Source organism: Rhizobium sp. C1 (genome assembly GCF_021026335.1).
In the GTDB taxonomy this organism is placed as follows: domain Bacteria; phylum Pseudomonadota; class Alphaproteobacteria; order Rhizobiales; family Rhizobiaceae; genus Ensifer_A.
This window is the reverse complement of sequence record NZ_JAJNCY010000004.1, coordinates 1-15724: the sequence shown is the minus strand read 5'-3', so window position 1 is coordinate 15724 and position 15724 is coordinate 1. Positions and strand designations below refer to the sequence as shown.

At 54.2% G+C, this 15724-nt stretch carries 12 protein-coding genes and 1 pseudogene; 9 read left to right on the top strand and 4 right to left on the bottom strand.

Features of this window, described 5'->3' with window-relative positions; all coding sequences use genetic code 11:
* Positions 1–361: 361 nt before the first annotated feature.
* The gene (locus LQK83_RS10335) at positions 362–685 is read left to right on the top strand and encodes a hypothetical protein (RefSeq protein WP_230837335.1); all 324 of its coding nucleotides are present in this window, start codon (positions 362–364) and stop codon (positions 683–685) included.
* A gap of 362 nt (positions 686–1047) precedes the next feature.
* Here the strand turns inward: LQK83_RS10335 and LQK83_RS10330 are convergent, their stop codons facing one another.
* Positions 1048–1539 (bottom strand): hypothetical protein, encoded by a 492-nt coding sequence (locus tag LQK83_RS10330; RefSeq protein ID WP_230837334.1) that lies wholly within the window; start codon positions 1537–1539, stop codon positions 1048–1050.
* 139 nt (positions 1540–1678) lie between these two features.
* On the opposite strand from LQK83_RS10330, the pseudogene LQK83_RS21850 reads away from it, so the two are divergent.
* The 5 genes and pseudogenes from LQK83_RS21850 to LQK83_RS10305 all read left to right on the top strand — a co-directional run.
* Positions 1679–2260: pseudogene (locus LQK83_RS21850) on the top strand (type I restriction endonuclease); the annotation flags it as partial.
* Between the two features lie 352 nt (positions 2261–2612).
* Entirely contained in the window at positions 2613–3800 is a 1188-nt protein-coding gene (locus tag LQK83_RS10320; RefSeq protein ID WP_230837333.1) for a DNA cytosine methyltransferase, read from the top strand.
* Positions 3797–4807 carry a phosphoribosyltransferase-like protein gene (locus LQK83_RS10315; protein WP_230837332.1) on the top strand — a complete coding sequence of 337 codons (1011 nt, stop codon included), beginning with the start codon at positions 3797–3799 and terminating at the stop codon, positions 4805–4807. The genes LQK83_RS10320 and LQK83_RS10315 overlap by 4 nt, the downstream gene beginning before the upstream one ends.
* Positions 4807–6837 (top strand): ORC-CDC6 family AAA ATPase, encoded by a 2031-nt coding sequence (locus LQK83_RS10310; RefSeq protein ID WP_230837331.1) that lies wholly within the window; start codon positions 4807–4809, stop codon positions 6835–6837. Before LQK83_RS10315 ends, LQK83_RS10310 begins: the two co-directional genes overlap by 1 nt.
* Before the next feature lie 92 nt (positions 6838–6929).
* A complete protein-coding gene (locus tag LQK83_RS10305) occupies positions 6930–7850 on the top strand; it encodes a hypothetical protein (protein ID WP_230837330.1) in 921 nt (306 codons plus the stop codon).
* A gap of 184 nt (positions 7851–8034) precedes the next feature.
* Here the strand turns inward: LQK83_RS10305 and LQK83_RS10300 are convergent, their stop codons facing one another.
* On the bottom strand, positions 8035–9387 hold the full coding sequence (locus LQK83_RS10300; protein WP_230837329.1) for a hypothetical protein: 1353 nt from the start codon (positions 9385–9387) through the stop codon (positions 8035–8037).
* Positions 9388–10208: 821 nt separating this feature from the next.
* Here LQK83_RS10300 and LQK83_RS10295 point away from each other — a divergent pair.
* Both LQK83_RS10295 and LQK83_RS10290 read left to right on the top strand, forming a co-directional pair.
* Positions 10209–10481 carry a helix-turn-helix transcriptional regulator gene (locus LQK83_RS10295; RefSeq protein WP_230837328.1) on the top strand — a complete coding sequence of 91 codons (273 nt, stop codon included), beginning with the start codon at positions 10209–10211 and terminating at the stop codon, positions 10479–10481.
* Entirely contained in the window at positions 10478–11716 is a 1239-nt protein-coding gene (locus LQK83_RS10290; RefSeq protein WP_230837327.1) for a type II toxin-antitoxin system HipA family toxin, read from the top strand. The genes LQK83_RS10295 and LQK83_RS10290 overlap by 4 nt, the downstream gene beginning before the upstream one ends.
* Before the next feature lie 335 nt (positions 11717–12051).
* On the opposite strand, the gene LQK83_RS10285 is transcribed toward LQK83_RS10290, so the two are convergent.
* Positions 12052–12966 carry a formate/nitrite transporter family protein gene (locus LQK83_RS10285; RefSeq protein WP_230837326.1) on the bottom strand — a complete coding sequence of 305 codons (915 nt, stop codon included), beginning with the start codon at positions 12964–12966 and terminating at the stop codon, positions 12052–12054.
* A gap of 311 nt (positions 12967–13277) precedes the next feature.
* Between LQK83_RS10285 and LQK83_RS10280 the strand changes: the two genes are divergently transcribed.
* Positions 13278–15596, top strand: a complete 2319-nt coding sequence (locus tag LQK83_RS10280) for an FdhF/YdeP family oxidoreductase (RefSeq protein WP_230837325.1) — start codon at positions 13278–13280, stop codon at positions 15594–15596.
* A 35-nt stretch (positions 15597–15631) separates the two neighbouring features.
* Here LQK83_RS10280 and LQK83_RS21755 read toward each other — a convergent pair.
* The coding region (locus LQK83_RS21755; protein WP_330166269.1) for an IS3 family transposase at positions 15632–15724 on the bottom strand (93 nt) is incomplete at its 5' end.

Below are 15724 nucleotides of genomic sequence, written 5' to 3'. Positions count from 1 at the left end.
CGGTCGAAGGGGCTTGGGCTACTTCGGGGATCATCATTTCACCCTTGGCGACACGGAAGCGCAAAGCTTGCACATGTGACCGAACTCGCGAACCTTGAGTGACTGGGGCCGCTTCATCTGGATCTCGGTCCGCATCCTGAGGCCTTCGGAAAGCTTCGTCTCAGGTCACTGAGACGTCATTCCAAGTCGGAACGCATCATCTCAATTTATCAAAATGCGATTCAGGAAGGCGTTGTCGCGATTCCTGGATTCGCAGGCGCGTTGCGGAAGTCTGAGATCGCGATTCCTCGAAAAATGGCGTTTGTCTCTTGCCGCCCGCGGAATGAGTATTGGGTATCGAGCCAAGGCAAAGGAGATGAGAATGGCACGTAAATCCAAAAGACAGAGACTCGAGGAACAGAGGGAGCGGCAGGCTACGGTGAGGGCGGATGCCAAGGCGAACAAGAAACCTGGGCGTGATGACTTCGCCCGCGTTCTGCTCTGGCAAGCTATTGTCAAAGCTCAGAGGCAACAGGATGGCGGACGGAAACTTGATCAGCTTCGGGATAAGATGACCGACGTCCTAGAGAAACAGGGCTTCAATTTGAAAGAAGCCGAGGACGTCTTTCATGAGCTTGCGAGGAAGTACGCCACGGGGTTATACCCGTTCCGACCTAAATTCTACATGGGCCATCCGCCAAAGTGACGGCAGTTTTCCAAAAAGCAAATAGTCGCTTCCTGTATTTGCAAGCCCCGGCTGAAAATCGGGGCTTTCTCTTTACCTTCAATCTGATGTCGGTCGAGTATTCTTAGCCGTCCGCTTTTCAAATCTTACATTCGGAACCCCGACCGTGAATGTAACGGTGCCGCCACGCCAATCGCAAACGCCGTCCAATCAAAAACTGTCGTGCTCTCCCCGTTACTCGATATCACGTCGTTTGCAGGTGAATCGCGCAGCTGTGACCTGCCACCGACAGGCGACCTCCGTGTGGGTGGGGCCGACACCAAACTACCGGAAGTGTTTTATTCGGATCTTACTCCTTGAGCTAGCCGCCGCCCCCACATTGGTTAAACGCGCTCGCTGCAATATCTCTTCTCGAACTCTTCTAGGACCATTTCGAGCGTTGCTTCGAAGGCAGATTGTTCGAAGCGAGTAGACTTTGGTTCGTGGAGGTAACGCCAATCAACAAACGCATCTTTGTGTTGATAAAGCAGATCGCGAATGCCGTAATCCACATAGGATATGCTGGGATGACGTAGCGCGATCGATCTCTTGAACTCTGCGTCCAGCTTCATTTGGCTCTCAACCGAGAGCCTGTCGAACAACTTTACGAGGTCGTGCGTCCTTGGAGTTTTCGGGTCATCGAAGTCGAAAACAAACCACGCCTTGAGGGCCAACTCCATCGATAGAGCCAGAAGCATTGGTTCAACGCCGTCAAGTTCAAAGCGGCCGACATCATCAGCGTCTTGCATTTGCTCATCCGGGAAGCTTCGGGTCTTTCTCAAAATCGCCTTGGCGGCCTTGGCAATTCTGATAGCCGTCGACAGACGAGCGCTCATAAAGGATCCTGTTGGCGAGTGCGATTTGAGTTTCGATCGTGAGCAGATCTATCGCAGCAGGGCGACCAACCCTATCGTTTGTTTTCGGCTCCCACAGGTTGTTCTCAGGGTTGCAATAGTGCGGCCAACACTATTCATTGTGAACAATGAAAAACAATTTGGGCGGGCATCATCGGGGTGGACAAGCGCGTCTTTGACGGAACGTGATATCTGCACGAAATTCATCTTGCCGGCCGTGAAAGAGGCCGGCTGGGATATGATGCTGCAGGTCCGTGAGGAGGTTTTCTTCACCAAGGGGCGCATCACTGTGCGCGGCAAGTTGGTGGCCCGCGGCACTGCCAAGAAGGCGGACGTCGTTCTCTGCTACAAGCCCAATATCCCCATCGCGCTGATTGAGGCAAAGGACAACTCCCATCCGGTAGGCGACGGCCTGCAACAGGGATTCGACTATGCCGACGCGCTCGCCATTCCCTTCGTATTCTGCTCGAACGGAGACGGATTCGTATTTCATGATCGCACAGTACTGCGAGACGTGAAGGAAGAGAGCCCGAGTCTCGACCAGTTTCCGTCTCCGGACGAGCTTTGGCGGCTTTACGGGCGATGGTGAGACGAGCCTGCGGAAGCTCACGTGCTCCAGGTTTATTATGATGACGGTAACGGAAACGCCCCACGCTACTATCAGTTCAATGCCATCAACGCTGCCATCGAAGCCATCGCCAAATCGGCAGGATTTACCTTTTGGCCAGCCCACTGCTAGTCATTGCTCAGACTGACGTAAGCTTGGCGATGGCCCCAGGTCATTTCTCATCGCGAATCAACAACTTATGTTCTATTGTAAAATAGTACGCTAGATTGGATAGAGACTCGGAAGTCTTGCTGTGCGCCTTTCGGAACCGCAAATATGGACTTGAGCCCCCAATACCCGGAAAAAGCGAAGTGACACTCGGTTGGCCCGTTAAACCGATACACTGATGAGGTGGCGACGGGATAGTGGATGAGGGAGGCATTTGATCTGAATTGAGGTAGCTGCTAAAAGTTTCTTGTTGAAACTATATGGTGTGAGAGTCTATTGAATGCCCGCGAGTTTTGTAAGTCTTTATAGCGGGTGTGGTGGGCTTGACCTCGGTTTCCGAGATGCCGGCTTCAGGTGCGCGGCCGCGTTCGATCACGATAAGTATGCCGTCGCTACTCATAAGCAAAATTTCGGCGGAGAAGCTCATTGTGTTGATCTGTCGGTTCCCCCCAGTGAGACCATCGAACTAATTCGCTGCAACGATATTCTGATCGCTGGCCCCCCCTGCCAGGGCTTCTCGACTGCAGGTAATAACAACCCTTCAGACAAAAGAAACAATCACTTAATAAATGTTGCTCAGCTAGCCAGCCGCGCAAAACCACGCATAGTAGTCATTGAGAACGTTCGCGGGCTGCTTAGCAAACACAACTCGCAGCACTTCGAGAACGTGACCCAGACTCTGGCTGGGTCGGGGTACCACGTGTCATGGAAACTCTTGAGCGCCTCAGAATACGGCATCCCCCAGAAGCGCATTAGGATCGTGATAGTCGCTTCTTTAGATGAGCCCTTCAGATTTGAGCTCCAAAGTTGTGCACCTAGAAACTTGCGAGACGCTCTTCATGGCGTTGATGAGGTTCCAGACCATCGGGAGAGTTTTCTACGAGAAGACTCTGATGGCTATCGAATTGCTACTCGCATCAAATCCGGGCAAAAGCTTTCAAATGTGCGGAAAGGCGACGCTGCCGTTCATACTTGGGACATTCCAGAAGTCTTTGGCGAGGTGTCACCCGAGGAGGCGACCTTTCTCAACCTGATAGTCCGACTCCGTCGACAGCAACGCAGACGCAAGAACGGCGACGCTGACCCTGTGCCTCTTACCGAGCTAACGGCCGCTGCGGGGCCCGGTGCGCCCAATCTAATTCACAATCTGGAAGAGAAGGGTTACTTGAAGCATTTAGGTGAGTTCATCGATCTTCGAAACACCTTCAACGGCAAATATCGCCGCCTGTCTTGGGAGAACCCTTCTCCCACTGTTGATACACGTTTCGGACAGCCTCGCTACTTTCTTCATCCCGACAAACACAGAGGCTTTTCCGCCCGGGAGGCCGCGAGAATTCAGACCTTCCCAGATAAGTTTAGCTTCGTAGGCAGCGAAACAGCAGTATTTCGAATGATCGGGAACGCCGTGCCGCCGATGTTCGGTAGAGCAATCGCCAGCGCGATAAGAGATCAATGGGGGCTGGCATGACACGAACCGAATTGAGGCAGCTGCTTTCGTCGTGGTGCCAATCAGACAACATGGGGGAGCGCGGCTTTGCCGATCTCACGGCCAATGTCGACTTCTTAGAAGTCGCGCTTTTTTCTGACTATGAAGTCACCGATGTTGGTGAACATGGCCAATTTGGCTTACGACTTGCGCGATGGCTTGCGTCCGCTTCGTCTGAAGCAGATCAACAGAATCTCTTCTTAATGCTTCGCTATCTCATCTTTGTCGGCCGTGACGAGATGAAGGCCGCCTCTCTTACTGCGTATAGTAAAAACACCGCTCACTGGCTATTAAGTACGTCCGACATCTCGATTTTTGATCCAGGGGCTCGATCTCGGCTGGAGCAGAGCTACAACCAAATTGCCTTTACAGAGCTAACCGACAGCTTTGGACTGGGAAATTTCCTGAGATGGAATAACGTTCACGGCGGAAATGTCAGATACACATGGGAACAGCACCTAGAAAATTGGTCAATTTCTGATTTTATTTTCTCTGTCATGGATAAAGGCAATAAGGACAGAATAGTATTACTTGAAGATTTTGTCGGAAGCGGATCTCAGGTTGAAAATGCAATCCGTTTGTGCTGCGAAATTAATAATTACATTCCAGAATTAAAAGTTCTATTTTGTCCACTGATCATTTGCCCCAAAGGGAAGGCTATGGCGATTGATCTTCAAAGAATTTATCCATGCCTAACCTACAGTCCTGTTCTGGAAATACCGCAGGAGCACTTTATCTCGCCCGAATATGTGGCCGACGAACGTCCCGAGTATGATGCGATCCGGCAGACACTGAAGGCAATTCATGGTAAAGTGAAGGGCACGCCTGGCTCTTGGCTTCAGCAGACGTCCGCGTTCGGTTATCGCGACACTGGAGCAATATTTGTAAAATACGACAACTGTCCAGATAACTCCGTACCAGCGCTGCATAGGCAATCGGACCTGGGTTGGTCACCCTTATTCTATCGCAATTCGCGGGAACCAATTTGATGGCACGTCAACGCAATCCATTTGTGGAGCTTTATGTTACCGAGAACATCTCGGCTGATCGCTTCGTCAGCATCTTCTCCCCAGTGTTGGTTGAAGAGTCAGAGACTCATGCGCTCTTCCAGCCTGGCAATGTAATGCTTACTGGCCTACAAGGTGCGGGCAAGACTGCGCTTCTAAATTTACTGAAGCCAGAGGTTCAGATAGCTTATGCTAGATCAAGCCGACAGTGGCCACTACCTCCGCATTGCTCAAGATATGTCGCTGCTGGAATCAACCTCCAGAAAAGTAGCGCGATGGACTTCGGTCAAAGACCACTCGTAGGACAACACTATGGAGCCGAAGACGATGTAGTAGTTTCGCTATTATTCGGCGACTTTCTTAACTACTGGATTGTGGATGATCTTCTCTCTGGACTAGAGACCATTTGGGCCTCACAAGTGTCCTCTCTCATCAGTGACCTCGCCCTCAGCCTTGTTCCTTCGAGGCTTGATGACTTCGCACGGGCTCTTGCAGCAAAGCCTTGCTGGTTTGGAGCAATGGAGGGCGTCCGAACTTACCCCGCCTTACGGAAAGTCATCGACCACCGCATCGCGGAGTACCGAAGCTTCCTTAACTTCAACAGCGAGCTCTCCGACGAGATATCGCGCACGAAATCTAGCGCTGGAGAGCCTATTGGTGTGTGCGCCGAGACCCTGAAGCAGTTCAAGATTTTAGGTGCTGATGTTCCTGTCTTCGTGAGGATCGACCAGTTCGAAGACCTAATTGGGCTTGAGTCGAAACATCAATTGTCTTCGTTGGCGAGCTTTCGAAGTGTTGTAATGAAAATGCTCGGGACCCGGGACAACCGTGTTTCCTACCGAGTTGGAGCGCGTCCATACTCTTTTTATCCAGACTTCAAAATGTTTGGGACAAACGCTGCAGCAGAGGAGCTTCGCAATTTCAAGATTGTAGATATCGGCGACCTGTTGCGCGGGAAGGAGGCGCGGCGCAGCCTGTTTCCCAAGTTCTGTAGCGACGTCTTCCGTCGTCGACTTGATGAGTCGGAGTTACTGCAAGGCGCTTCCAAGTCAGAGGTTTTGAAACGTGTCTTTGGTCCTAAGGTGCCACCTCGATGGAAGGCGAGACACTACATAAAGGGCGATGACAGCCTGACCTTCCGAGGAATTACTGAGCCCACTGGAGCAGCTTCCTTTCTGACCGATCTCGCTCGGGTTGACCCTCTGTCGGCCAAACTGGGAGAAGCGTGGCTACTTCAGCAACTTTCTCGACGTGATGTTGAGTTAGGAGAACTCGACGGTAGACCTTGGGAGGCCGCGTCCCGGCAATGGTGGTGGAAAGAAAGAGTCCAACAAGCACTGCTGCAAATTTCAGCGTCGAAAAAGCAACGCATGATCTGGGCTGGTGCAGACGATGTCGTCTCCCTTTCAGGTCGTAACATTTTGGTCTTCCTCACCCTCTGCCAGTTCATATGGTCGGAGTTGTTGCGCACTGATGAGGCCGACATTGAGAAGCTATCCGACGGGATCGATCCGCTTGTCCAAGATATGGGAATACAGGAGGCAAGCGCCTATTGGTTTAGAAAGATCAAAGCTGACCCCCACGGCGGTGACGATCGGCACAGGTTCGTCAACGTTCTTGGAAGCTCACTTCGCAGCGCCCTACGCGAGGACAGGAAGATGTCCTATCCCGGCGCTAACGGCTTTTCTCTCGGCGAGGCGGAGCTGGAGAAGACGCCCGACGTCGCTCGCTTTCTGGACCTCTGTGTGGCTTACGGGGTACTCGAATCTTACAAACATACTCCTAAGAGTGATAGCCGCGGTCAAAGCCGCAAGTGGTATCTGACCCCCATCCTGACCCCCTACTTTCAGCTTCCCACCCCCCATACTAAAGAGCCGTTCTACGCAAAGTCCAAAGACGTCCGACGATGGATGGATGCTGCTAATGGAATGCGTACGACTTCGGATCTTACGCGCCAAGAACAGTTGCGGTCAAAGTCGCAGCTGTCCTTTCTTTTTGGGGACGACGAGTGATTAGAAACGGCCAGTTCAGACCTTGGGGCTCTCTGCAACTTCTGACCCGAAATTTCACAGCTCAGTCTTGGTCCTTCATTGGCTGCGCTTCAATGGAGGAGAGAAGCCATGCAACGTACACCACTCTCAGAACGCTCGGAACCATCGCTAATTCGCTGGTGTTCAGGATCGAGGATGAACCATCGCGGTTCTACCAAGAGGTGGAACGAAGGACCGACACAAATGAAAGCATTTTCTTGCGGTCAGGATTGCCCTCTGCATCCATCTGCCGCAGAAAACTTATAGAGCCCTTCAGCTCGTACTCGATTGCTATAGAAGCTTACTTAGAGACTGTCGGTCAGCGTAACGTATTAGTCGATATTAGCTCAATGCCTAAGCGCCTTTTTTTCTTTATCATTAAGAGGCTTCTCAGCTCTACATTCGACAACATCATCGTCACGTACGCGGAGCCAGAGAAGTATTCAGAGGAGCCTCTTGCTGAAAACCCGCAGCGCTGGGCTGCATTGCCAGGCTTTGCCGGACCACGCAGGGTACCGAGCGATCGGAATTTGATTATAGCATTGGGATATGAACCTCTTGGTCTCCCTGATCTGGTTCTGTCAGGCGAGTTCGCTTCTGCACAAGTCGCATTGCTATTTCCCTTTCCCTCTTCCCCAGAGCGGGTTGCCAAGAACTGGAAATTTGCTCGGAATCTCTTTCCCAACATCGACATTAGCGCGGTTAACATCAAGCGTGTGGACGGCATCAACGTCCCGGAAGTATTCGACGCGATAGGGAGTTTGACTGACTTCGGAGATCGATTTGCGATGTTGGCCCCTTTTGGCCCGAAGCCAATATCGTTGGCTATGGCTCTGTATGCCAGCAAGCAGCATCCCAGCGGGGAGCACTGCAATGTAAGTTACACTCAGCCCACAGTTTATAATCCTGACTACTCATCTGGAATTAAAATGCAGGCCGGCACTCCGCTCATAAATGCCTATGCCGTTCGCATCGGCGGCGCGAATCTATATTAATTTTACTAACCATCCCTCTATCGCAGGTTGATATTGCAAATTATATACCTCATTAATATCGGTGAGGTTGAGATTCAAGAAAGCCTACGAAAGGGTCGATCTCGTCCAACAAACGCGTCCGGCTGCTTTGGCATCTAACAGTTGCTGTTACCGTAACTTTCGACACCTAACGGTGATCCTCGCCTCAAGCGACCTTACCGTCCTCGTTGCCAACGAGTCTAATCACCGCTGTAAAGGACGCGATTACCGCGTTCTCCGGCATTATGGAATGAAGGTCACCGTCTTTGAAGAAGTACTGAGTAATGCCACCAAACGCCTCTGGAGAGATCGGATTACGCGCGTGTGGATTGTGGAAGAGCTGCAGCTCATCGGACCAGTACTCTTCATACTTTGGCGACAAAACATCTTCTTGGAATGGGATGCCGACGTAGGCATCTGGCGACGGGTCATAACGATAGCCTTGGCGATAATACATGTGATTCTTGGGCACAAAGCCGGCCCGAAGTCCCATCCTGTTGAACTTCGGCAATGTCCCAGCGTTCGAGAAGAGTACCGCGGAAACGTTCTCTGCGCCTGGAAGGTCGAAAAATCCCGTCGGGATCGACTTGCCAGCATAGATGTGCTCGTCACCCCTCACCATTCGCCAATATCCGCCGCCTCCTTCCGTGGTCTCGAACACCACACGCCTGCCGTACAGGTAAGGCCACAAAGCTGAATGGCTGTATGTCATAGAGCCGAAATTCTGGAGATCACCGGGTTTGTGAAAGTCCGCGATGGCGATGATGAAGGGTTTCCCCCTGGTCTCCGGGCGATCCCAGTATGGCTCTCCAGCGGCATTCTTTTTGTTCAGCTTGCTAGTCAGGCTAGAGCCAAATTTCATCGGCATGTAGTGCTTCAAGAATTCGGCCTGTTGTTCTGGCGTCTTAGGCTCTGGGTGAACCGCCAAGGGGCCGGAAGTGGAGGGAGAGACAGCAGTAGCCTCCACGGTGAAAGCAATCCCCGGCGCGCGGCATGAAAAGTCCGGCGCTTCTGGCTGAGTGACGTCAAGACCCAATTCCCTAAAGGCCGCCCAAAGGTAGAGCTCCCAAATCCTTTGATCGAACGCGGTGGTCTGGAATTCTCTTACGAAATGCGGATCAGAGGGCGCGAGCCAAGGTCCGATTTCTTTCAGTGCGACACGAGCTGGCATATGGCCATCATCACTGAGAGCCTCGAAATAGGGGTGCAGCTTCTCTCCATGTGTAACGCTCAAAAGATCGAAGGGTGCATTAGGTTCGTCGCCTTGCCAGCCAAAATCTGCAGGGATGCCGTCCCTGACCAGCTTTGCCATCTCTCGGAGCAGGATTTCAGTTGCTCGAGGCTCGCTACTGATGCTGGTATCAAGTTTGCAGCATCGAAAACGCCCAATGCGATCCCTGGCGAGGATCATCCAAGCGAAATCTTGATCAGTGTAGTCGAGGCTTATTAAGCCCAGGATACGCTCTTCCTGGTCCGACCAGTACGAAATTTCACCTGAGTACAACCGACTGACTGCCATTCTGACTCCGATGGAAAGTAGATGGAATCTAGCAGCACTCATCGGACTGATTAGCTTCTCATTCTCTGCCCGTTCCCTTGCTCGCCTCTTAGCCTCGCCCATTGCATTCTCCACCGTTTACAGTCGTCGACCACGTTAAATTGTTACACGCATAAGAGGCAATCGAGATTGTGTTTTTGGGCTCATCATGACCTGCATTTTGAGAGGAGCGCTGCTACATCTTGAGACTACCAAGGAAGTGCATTGAAGCCAGAAGAGTCGGCTATGCTGCCGGTGACTAACGCGTCGTTAGTCGAATGTTGACTGATGCAAGCTCGAAAGCCAAAGGTTCACAGTCTGGATGTGGCCTCAAAGCAGAAATTATTTCCGCTTCGCGAGTACCGCGCGGTCTCACTCCGGTGTCCTCGCGGATTTTGCACCTTCTTGGTCCTTTCGCTCGAACCACCGTCCGCGGCTTCTTCCACACGGCGTCGAAGTCCAACCCCTTGAACATGGAGAAGTCAATATCCGGATTGAGCGGCAGATTGGCAATTTTATGCGCCGACTTTGCGGCGATCTCCTTGTAACCATATTTGGAATGCTCGTCTTACTCGGCGTCGTAACCTGCCTGAAGACGGATATCGCGATCGCGAACATTTTGATCACGACCTTCGGCGATAGAAACATTGCTCGATGAGAGAATTACCTCGCGTCGCTTACGGTAGAAATTTCCCGATCGGGATGATGTATGCAGAATGGTGGTCTTACTTCCCGCTCGGTAAGGTATGGCTTGTTTCTATTAAAACCTTCCTGTACGGTAAGCTCTGCTGTAGGAGGCTAAGATGATACGTACGGCGCGTGATTTCGGCGCTTTGGTCAGGGAAAGGCGCAAGGGCCTCGGCTGGACCCAGACCGAGCTTGCAAGTCGCTCGGGTACTGGCGAGCGCTTCATCGTCGATCTCGAATCCGGCAAACCAAGTTGCCAGCTCGAAAAAGCGCTGATCGTTGCCCGCACGGTGGGCCTCGAGATCGGCGACGTGAAAGCCGCTGCGCCATCGCTTCCGGAAGGGGTGGACGATCTCGATTTCCTGCCGACCTTCGGTGACAGGCGATGACCTCCATCTTCTACGAAAATTTCCCCGTTGCGCGACTCACCTTCACGGATCAATGGCGGCTCGATTATGATCCGTCCTGGGAGGCACGCCGCTCGGCATTTCCGATCTCGCTGACCATGCCCCTTCGTTCGGGCACGATAGATGCCGACCGATTGCTCCCTTGGCTTGCCAATTTGCTTCCCGAAACGCATCTGGCCGTGATCGGTCGACGCCTCAAGGTATCGCCGCAGGACATCGTCGGGTTGCTCGGTCACATCGGGCGCGACACGGCGGGTGCGCTGTCGATCGGCGAGCCTCGCAAGTCCGGCGTTCACCTGCAACCCGTTCCCGACGAAGCCGCGATCGAGCGCATCCTGAACCAGCTTCCGGCAAAACCGTTTCTGGTTGGCGAGCGCGGCGTTTCGATGTCGCTGGCGGGTGTTCAAGAAAAGCTGCCCGTCTTCGTCGATGAGGCGGGGAAAATTTCCATTCCCGTCGATGGCACGCCCTCGACGCATATCCTCAAGCCGGATACGGACCGCCTTACCGGGAGTGTCGAAAACGAGGCTTTCTGTCTGGCGCTCGCGCGGGCCTGGGGGTTGGAGGCGGCCGAGGCAACAATCGGCCAGGCTGGTCGCCGCCGCTATCTGCTCGTCAAGCGATATGATCGCTTCAAGGATGGAGATGGAGAAATCCGCAGACTCCATCAGGAAGACCTCTGCCAGCTCACCGCGCGCTTCCCGTCCCAGAAATATGAGCGCTCCACGGACGGACGTGGCGTGACGCTGAAACTGATGTTCGATGCGGTGGCAAGCTACGTATCGCCTGCGGAGCGCACGGCACTGTTGGATGGTGTCATATTCAATGTGCTGATCTGCAATTCGGATTCGCACGCCAAGAACTATTCCGTCCTCATCGGTGCTGGCGGGTCTGCGAAGATCGCACCGCTCTACGATCTGATGTGTGCGGCTGTATATCCCCAGGTCGATCAGAGCCTCGCCCAAAGCATCGGGGGCAAGTTTGTTGCCGCTGAACTCCATGCGGCCGACTGGAAGGCATTTGCCGAGGAGATTGGTCTCAGTGGGGCATCGACGGTCAGGAGGGTGAAGGAACTTGCCGAACGGGTTGAAAGCGCTTGCGATGATATCGCGGCCGGCGTCTCGGAAATTGTGGGAGATCCAAGCAGGGTCCTGGAACGGATCACGCATGAAATCGAAAAGCGGTGCCGCCGAATTCGGCAGCAGCTTTCAGCGTGATTGGCGGAAATAATTTCCGGGAGTTCATACGAAAAGGAAATCAGCTAAGACCGAGCAACGACTGCTTCGCGCCTTCTTCTCAGTCATAGGGGAGTTCACTTGCATGCTGAATAGCAGACCTTCGTCAAGGCAAGGTTCTTGCGGTCTTCAACCGCGATGGTGAAGCCGTCGGAAGGCATGGAATATAATGGATCGTTGATGGTGAACCGGCGGATTGAACAGAGTCACTCGAATTGCGGTCGGTTCAAATCAGGGCCCCATGAGGCCTTCTTGATTTCTCCACACAAGAACTGGCAACAGTATAGTAGAAAAGGCAGGATGGCTTCCGTTAGAGTTCAGCCGGAATTCTTGACCGTCCTCGGTTCGGATTTTTCTTCGGCCTCCACTTCGAGCTCTTCGGCAATCTGTGCATAGCTGATGAGCGCGAAAAGCGCGCTGCCGCCAACCACATTGCCCAAAAGGGTGGGAAGATAGAAATGTGTGATGGCGTGGCCGAGCTGAAGCTCACCGGAAAAGATGAGCGCACCGGCTTCCACCGAACCGGCGACAATGTGCGAGAGGTGAAACAGGGCGATCAGATAGGTCAGCAAGGCAATGACCGGAAAGCGGGCGCTTTGCGCTGACGGCAACAACCACACGACTGTCGCGATCAACCACCCCGCCGCGATAGCGCGCAGGAACATGATGCCGCGCGAAGGCTCCATGGCTTCACGCGCGATCTCCAGCGCTGCAGCACGAATTTCAGGCATATGAAGGATATCGAACGCAACTGCCGCTCCGAAAATCAAGGTGCCGGCAAGATTCGCGGCGAACACGAGCGCCCAAAGCCTAGCAATGGCCCAAATGCCCTTGCCACTGGGTTTGGCCAGAAAGGGCAGCATGGCGGTGAGCGTGATCTCGGTGAAGAGCTGCTGACGCGCGAGAATGACGATCAGGAAGCCAACGGCGTAACCCCAGCACTCCACCAGAGGCCGCCAGTCAGCATCGGGTAGATAGTGGCGCAGCGTTGCCTGGGTTAAGACGGAAAATCCGATCGACAGCCCCGCTGCCAATCCTGACCATAGAAGGCTGCTCGTCGGCCTGGCGAGTTCCGACTCGCCCTCTTTCTTCACAACCTCGTAAACAGCGACGGGCCTCAGCTGGAGGCGATCATCAACTTCCCGCTTTTCTTTCCGACTCAAATGCTTGTTATCACGATCCGCAGGCGATTTGTCGTAAGCCTCTTCTTCGGGTCTGGATTTCGCGGCCATGTCTGTTCCCTGTCGAGGAGTGCTAGTGCGAGCGTTCCGGTGACGTTTAGTACCGGATCTCTAGATTGCGCGTTTCGTCCCTGCAGGAACAGTTACGCGCCCGATCGGTTCCCTCGGCCCGCCGGGAAGACCTGGACGCTGGGTACATTCATGCGCCTTCGAGGAAATTAGCGGCTGGTCCTTCTCAAGATGGAACTCCAGAAACCGCACGCCGTTGTTTGAAGTCGAAACCGATTTTATCGGGCTTTAGCTGTCTAAAGAGATTTTGAGATTTGGTTTCGGCGCGGTCGGCGCATGAGGAGCAAGCGGCAATGAACCAGTTCAACGAAGGCTCATCTCACAGCCCGGTCGAACATGATCCGGATACGCCCGAGTTTGATCACGCCACCGGCGGCTGGGGTTCGCTGGAGGGCGTCGCCAAAATTTATGGCGCGGAACACAGCTCTCCCATGGCCCTCAAGGTCCTGGCGAAACTCAACAAGCCCAAGGGAGTGATGTGCTCCTCCTGCGCCTGGGCCAAGCCGGCGAAAACAAAAACCTTCGAGTTCTGCGAAAACGGCGCGAAGGCCACGCTCTGGGAGATCACTCCGAAACGTGTGACACCGGAGTTTTTTTCCGACCACACCGTGGCGGAGTTGAGAACGTGGCGGGATCACGATCTCGAACATGCGGGACGTCTGACGCATCCCATGCGCTATGATAAAGCGTCTGACCGCTATGTTTCGGTAGATTGGAGCGAAGCCTTTCGCGAGATCGGAGCGGAACTCAGGGCGCTTGACCCCAAGGAAGCGGTCTTCTACGCATCGGGCCATGCGGGACTTGAAGCTTCCTATCTCTACGCGCTTCTCGCCCGCGTTTACGGCAACAACAACCTGCCGCAGTCGTCCAACATGTGCCATGAGACGACATCCGTGAACCTGAAGACCTTCATCGGCACGCCGGTCGGGACCTGCACGCTGGAAGACTTCGAACAGTGCGACGCGATCTTCTTCTTCGGCCAGAACACCGGCACGAACAGCCCGCGCTTCCTGAGCCAGTTGAAGGCAGCCGTCGAGCGGGGCTGCAGGATCGTGACCTTCAATCCATTGCGTGAACGCGGGTTGATCGAGTTCGTGGACCCGCAGAATATCGTGCAAATGACGGTTGGAAAGGCGACGAAGATCTCCAGCCGCTACTATCAGGTCCGTCCGGGCGGCGACATTGCGGTCCTCGCCGGCATGATGAAGTGCGTTTTTGCCGCCGAAGAGGCGATGCCGGGAACGGTTCTCGACAGGAAGTTCATAGAGACTGAAACCACTGGCTTCGAGGCCATGAAGGCCGCGGTTCAGGCGATGCAATGGTCCGACATCGAGGCGCATTCCGGCCTCGACCAGGAGATGATCGCAGAAGCCGCCGACATCTACCTTTCCTCCCCGAAGGTGATCGGCATCTACGGGATGGGGCTGACTCAGCATGTCAACGGCTGGCTGAACCTCGGCATGCTGGTCAACCTCCTGCTTCTTCGCGGGCATATCGGGCGACCAGGTGCCGGTGTTTCGCCGGTCCGCGGACATTCCAATGTCCAGGGCCAGCGCACCGTCGGGATCGGCGAGAAGACGGCAAGCATCCCACTCGACAAGCTTGAAGCCATGTTCAACTTCACCGCTCCGCGAGAGGACGGACGCAACGCCGTCGAAACCTGCGAAGGCATTCTCGACGGATCGGTCAAGGCCCTCGTCTCGCTTGGCGGCAATCTGGTTCGCGCGCTGCCTGACAGGGCGAGGGTGGAAGAAGCTTGGCCGCGGATGCGGTTGACCGTGAGCATCGCCACCAAGCTCAACAGGTCGCACCTCACGCCGGGCGCTGTGTCCTACGTGCTGCCCTGCCTCGGCAGAACGGATATCGACGAACAGGCGAGCGGCCGCCAGGCGGTCTCCATGGAGGATTCGCTCAGCCACATCTACGGCTCTATCGGCAATGCCGAGCCGCCAAGTGAGGCACTCCTTTCGGAAGTTGCCATCGTCTGTGGAATTGCCAAGGCGACGCTTCCAGAGAACCCCAGACTGCGATGGGATGACTGGACCGCAAATTACGACCGGATCCGCGATCTGATTGCCGAAACCTATCCCGACCAGTTTCATGATTTCAACGCGCGGCTTCATCAGCCCGGTGGTTTCTATCGTGGCAACACGGCGCGAGAGCGAAAGTGGGAAACCAAGAGCGGGAAGGCGGAGTTCACCGCGCCCACCACGATTACCAGCCTCGGCGAGGACGCGGGTGTGACGGGCCCAGACCCCGCCCGCATGACGCTGATCACGCTCCGCTCCAACGATCAGTTCAACACGACGATTTACGGCTATTCCGACCGCCTGCGCGGTCTTGAGGGAAGCCGCGACGTGGTACTCATCAACCGCGATGAAATGAGACGGCTAGGCTTGGAGGAAGATCAGATCGTTTCGCTGACCTGCGATATCAAGGATGGCATAGAGCGTATGGTATCCGGTCTGAAAGTGACCGCCTACGACCTCCCTGCAGGCTGCGTTGCGGGATACTATCCTGAACTCAATCCGCTCGTTCCGCTTTCCTATCACGAAAAGCATTCCAAGACGCCCGCTTATAAAGGCACGCCTGTGCGCATTGTTACGGGATAGTGGCGTGGCCTGCTGCCAGTTTATCGGACACCGAGTTAAGCTAATCCGACCTTGTTTTCAAATTCTATCGGGCTGAGATAGCCCAGTGTCGAATGGCGTCGCTTCGGATTGTAGAAGCGCTCGATGTA

Bases quoted from the DNA above. Each gene is read 5' to 3' on its own strand.
- LQK83_RS10310 (WP_230837331.1), top strand. From the start codon at position 4,807: ATGGCACGTCAACGCAATCCATTTGTGGAGCTTTATGTTACCGAGAAC.
- LQK83_RS10315 (WP_230837332.1), top strand. From the start codon at position 3,797: ATGACACGAACCGAATTGAGGCAGCTGCTTTCGTCGTGGTGCCAATCA.
- LQK83_RS10305 (WP_230837330.1), top strand. From the start codon at position 6,930: ATGGAGGAGAGAAGCCATGCAACGTACACCACTCTCAGAACGCTCGGA.
- LQK83_RS10280 (WP_230837325.1), top strand. From the start codon at position 13,278: ATGAACCAGTTCAACGAAGGCTCATCTCACAGCCCGGTCGAACATGAT.
- LQK83_RS10320 (WP_230837333.1), top strand. From the start codon at position 2,613: ATGCCCGCGAGTTTTGTAAGTCTTTATAGCGGGTGTGGTGGGCTTGAC.
- LQK83_RS10300 (WP_230837329.1), bottom strand. From the start codon at position 9,387: ATGGCAGTCAGTCGGTTGTACTCAGGTGAAATTTCGTACTGGTCGGAC.
- LQK83_RS10335 (WP_230837335.1), top strand. From the start codon at position 362: ATGGCACGTAAATCCAAAAGACAGAGACTCGAGGAACAGAGGGAGCGG.
- LQK83_RS10295 (WP_230837328.1), top strand. From the start codon at position 10,209: ATGATACGTACGGCGCGTGATTTCGGCGCTTTGGTCAGGGAAAGGCGC.
- LQK83_RS10285 (WP_230837326.1), bottom strand. From the start codon at position 12,966: ATGGCCGCGAAATCCAGACCCGAAGAAGAGGCTTACGACAAATCGCCT.
- LQK83_RS10290 (WP_230837327.1), top strand. From the start codon at position 10,478: ATGACCTCCATCTTCTACGAAAATTTCCCCGTTGCGCGACTCACCTTC.
- LQK83_RS10330 (WP_230837334.1), bottom strand. From the start codon at position 1,539: ATGAGCGCTCGTCTGTCGACGGCTATCAGAATTGCCAAGGCCGCCAAG.